2 protein-coding genes are annotated in these 2,965 nt (G+C 68.0%); both read right to left on the minus strand.

What is annotated here, in order from left to right:
* Positions 1 to 236 precede the first annotated feature (236 nt).
* Entirely contained in the window at positions 237 to 1,631 is a 1,395-nt protein-coding gene (locus AC1D15_RS24825; RefSeq protein ID WP_477828071.1) for an undecaprenyl-phosphate glucose phosphotransferase, read from the minus strand.
* 177 nt (positions 1,632 to 1,808) lie between these two features.
* A partial coding sequence (locus tag AC1D15_RS24830; protein WP_477828072.1) for a GGDEF domain-containing protein occupies positions 1,809 to 2,965 on the minus strand: 1,157 nt, incomplete at its 5' end.

A 2,965-nucleotide genomic window follows, 5' to 3' on the forward strand; every position in this document is an offset into this window, starting at 1 on the left:
GAACAGGTTGTTGTCGGCCGAGATGGCCTGGCTGATGCCGAACACGTACGGATCGGATTCATCGCCCGCATGGGCAACGCCGGCAAGACCGGTCAGCACGAGGACGGCAACGGAAGAACGACGCATAGGTACACCAAATACAAAAGAACGATCAAGCAACGCCCGCGGAACCGGCTYCGCCGGGCCGCCGGGTGGCGCCCCTCGGGGGCAGGAGCGAAGCGACTGGGGGGCCCACATCAATATGCGTTGCGGTCGAAGAGGACGAGCCGCACGGTGCGCACGATGATCATCAGGTCCAACCCGATCGACCAGTTGCGCAGGTACTCCAGGTCGTACTCGACGCGCGCGGCCATCTTGTCCAGCGTGTCGGTCTCGCCGCGAAAGCCGTTCACCTGCGCCCAGCCGGTGATGCCCGGGCGCACCTTGTGCCGCACCATGTAGGCCTGGATCATCTTGCGGTACTGCTCGTTGTGCGCCACCGCATGCGGGCGCGGCCCGACGATGCTCATGCGCCCCTGCAGCACATTGATCAGCTGCGGCAGTTCGTCGAGCGAGGTCTTGCGGATGAACGCGCCGAACGGCGTGATGCGCGCATCGCCGCGCGTGGCCTGCTTCACCACCGCGCCGTTGTCCTGCGTCGTCATCGAGCGGAACTTGTAGACCTCGATCTCCTCGCCATCCAGCCCGTTGCGCTTCTGGCGGAAGATCACCGGCCCGGGCGAACTCAGCTTCACGCCGATCGCCAGCGCCGCCATCACCGGCGAGATCAGCAGCAGGATCAGCGACGCCAGCACGATGTCGCTGAATCGCTTGACCAGGTCGTTGGTGCCGGTGAACGGCGACTCCAGCAGGCTCACCACCGGCACGCCGGCCATGTCCTGCAGGCGCCCCTGGATCACGCTGACGCCGAACACGTCGGGCGCGTAGTACACCGAGGCGGTCGTGTCCTGCAGCGAGGCCAGCAGGTTCACGATGCGCGGCTGCGACGTCAGCGGCAGCGTGATGTAGACATCGCGCACACCGTGGCGGCGCACCCACTCGGCCAGGTCCTCGAAGCGGCCCTTCACATGCTCGCGCGCATCGGGGTGCAGGCGATCCGGCGAACGGTCCTCGAAGAAGCCGACGAAGTCCTGCCCGAACGAACTGCGCGCCTTCAGCGACTCCAGCACCTTGGCCCCGAGCGGCCCGGCCCCCACCACCACCGCGGGTCGGCGGTATTCCGGCCGCAGCGCCAAGCGCCGCAGCGCCTCCTTGCCCCCGCGCACCGCGATCCATTGCACGACCGGCGTCAGCCCGGCCCACCAGGCCAGCACCCGCCACTCGAAGAACTTCAGGCTGTCGGTCGCATAACCGCACAGCACCAGGATGCCCAGCAAGGCAATCCACGCGCTGAGGATGTCGATGGCCGCGTTCAGGCTGCGGTCCTTGAAGCGGTTCACGCCGGGGAAGCTCAACACCAGCACGAGCATGCACAGCGTCAGTGCCGGCCGCTCGACCGGCTCGTCGAACACGCTGCTGACGGCGAGATAGCACAGCACCGTCAGCAACGGCTCCATCACCGCGGCGATGAAGGAGGTGACGGAGGGCGGTGCTCCGAGGAACAACTGCCTATGGCTGCGTTCTTCGAACATGGGGGAGGTCCGTTGGAAATTTCACGAACCTCCCACGCACGAGGCGTGCCAACTTGCCCGCGCGCTGTAACTGAATTTCTCTCGCCGCGCCAGAGGGTGAATACGGGCGACCTTCCTGTCAGAAAGCCCGGTTCCGGTCACCGTTGGACACAGGTGACCGGTAGATTCGACAAGCTTTTATCCGACACACGTCCGGTTCTTACCGGTTCGCTTCGCCTCGTAGAGCGCTTCGTCGGCGCGTTCGAGCGCGGCCTCGATGGCCTCGCCCTGCCGGTACAGCGTGACGCCGGCCGAGAAGGTGACGAACACCTGGCGCTGCTCGTGCATGAAGAGCCCGCCGGACAGCGAACGCTGCAGGCGCGTCAGGATCTGCTCGCCCTCCTGCACCGGGGTGTCGGGCAGCAGCACGACGAACTCCTCGCCGCCGTAGCGCGCCACCAGGTCGGTCGGGCGCAGCGCCTTGCTGACCACCTCGGCCAGCGACTTCAGCGCGATGTCGCCGGCCGCATGGCCCAGCTCGTCGTTCAGGCGCTTGAAGTTGTCGACGTCCAGCAGGCCGATCGACAGCTCGGTCTGGCCGCGCTCCATGCGTGCCTTCTCGGCGTCGAACGCCTGCATCAGGCCGCGGCGGTTGGCGATCTGCGTGAGCTGGTCGGTCGACACCTCTTCCGACAGCCGCCGCAGCTCGCCTTCGAGCTCGGCCACGCGCTCGGACAGGCCGACCGCCTTCGCATGCTCCGACTCGAGCCGGCCCTGCGCCTGGCTGACCAGCGACTGCACGGTGCGGCTCTCCTCGACCATCTCGCGCACGACGCCGGCCAGGCTCTCGAGCGAATCGGCCTTCTCGATGGTGTCGGCATAGCGGCCGACGCTCTCGTGGAAGCGGCCGGTGTGCTGGCCCAGCTCGCCCAGCTCGCTGAGCATGCGGTTGATCAGCAGCTTCAGCGCGTCGCGGGCGCGCGCCCGGTCCTCGCGCAGCTGGTGCTGGCGCTGGCGGGTGTGGCCCAGCAGCTCGCTGACCGAGCGCACGCTGCGCGCGGTCAGGCCGCCGTCGATCTGCAGCTTCATCGCGTCGACCTGGCCGCGCGCCCAGCTGTCGTCCTCGGCCAGCTCGGCCAGGCTCGCGGTGAGCTCCTGGCACAGCCCGCTCAACTGGTCGACGAAGTGATGGCGGTGCGCCAGCATGCGGCGCGCGCGCTCGCACAGCGCGTCGAACTCGTCGGCCTGCAACGCCGTCGGGCCCGGTTCTTCGAGCTGCGCGAGCAGTTCGGCCAGCTGGCGCGACAGCTCGGCGCTCGGGGCCGGCGGCGGCGGCAGCGCGAGTTGCACGGTGC

The sequence above is a fragment of the Rhizobacter sp. P2_H2 genome, from assembly GCF_056403375.1.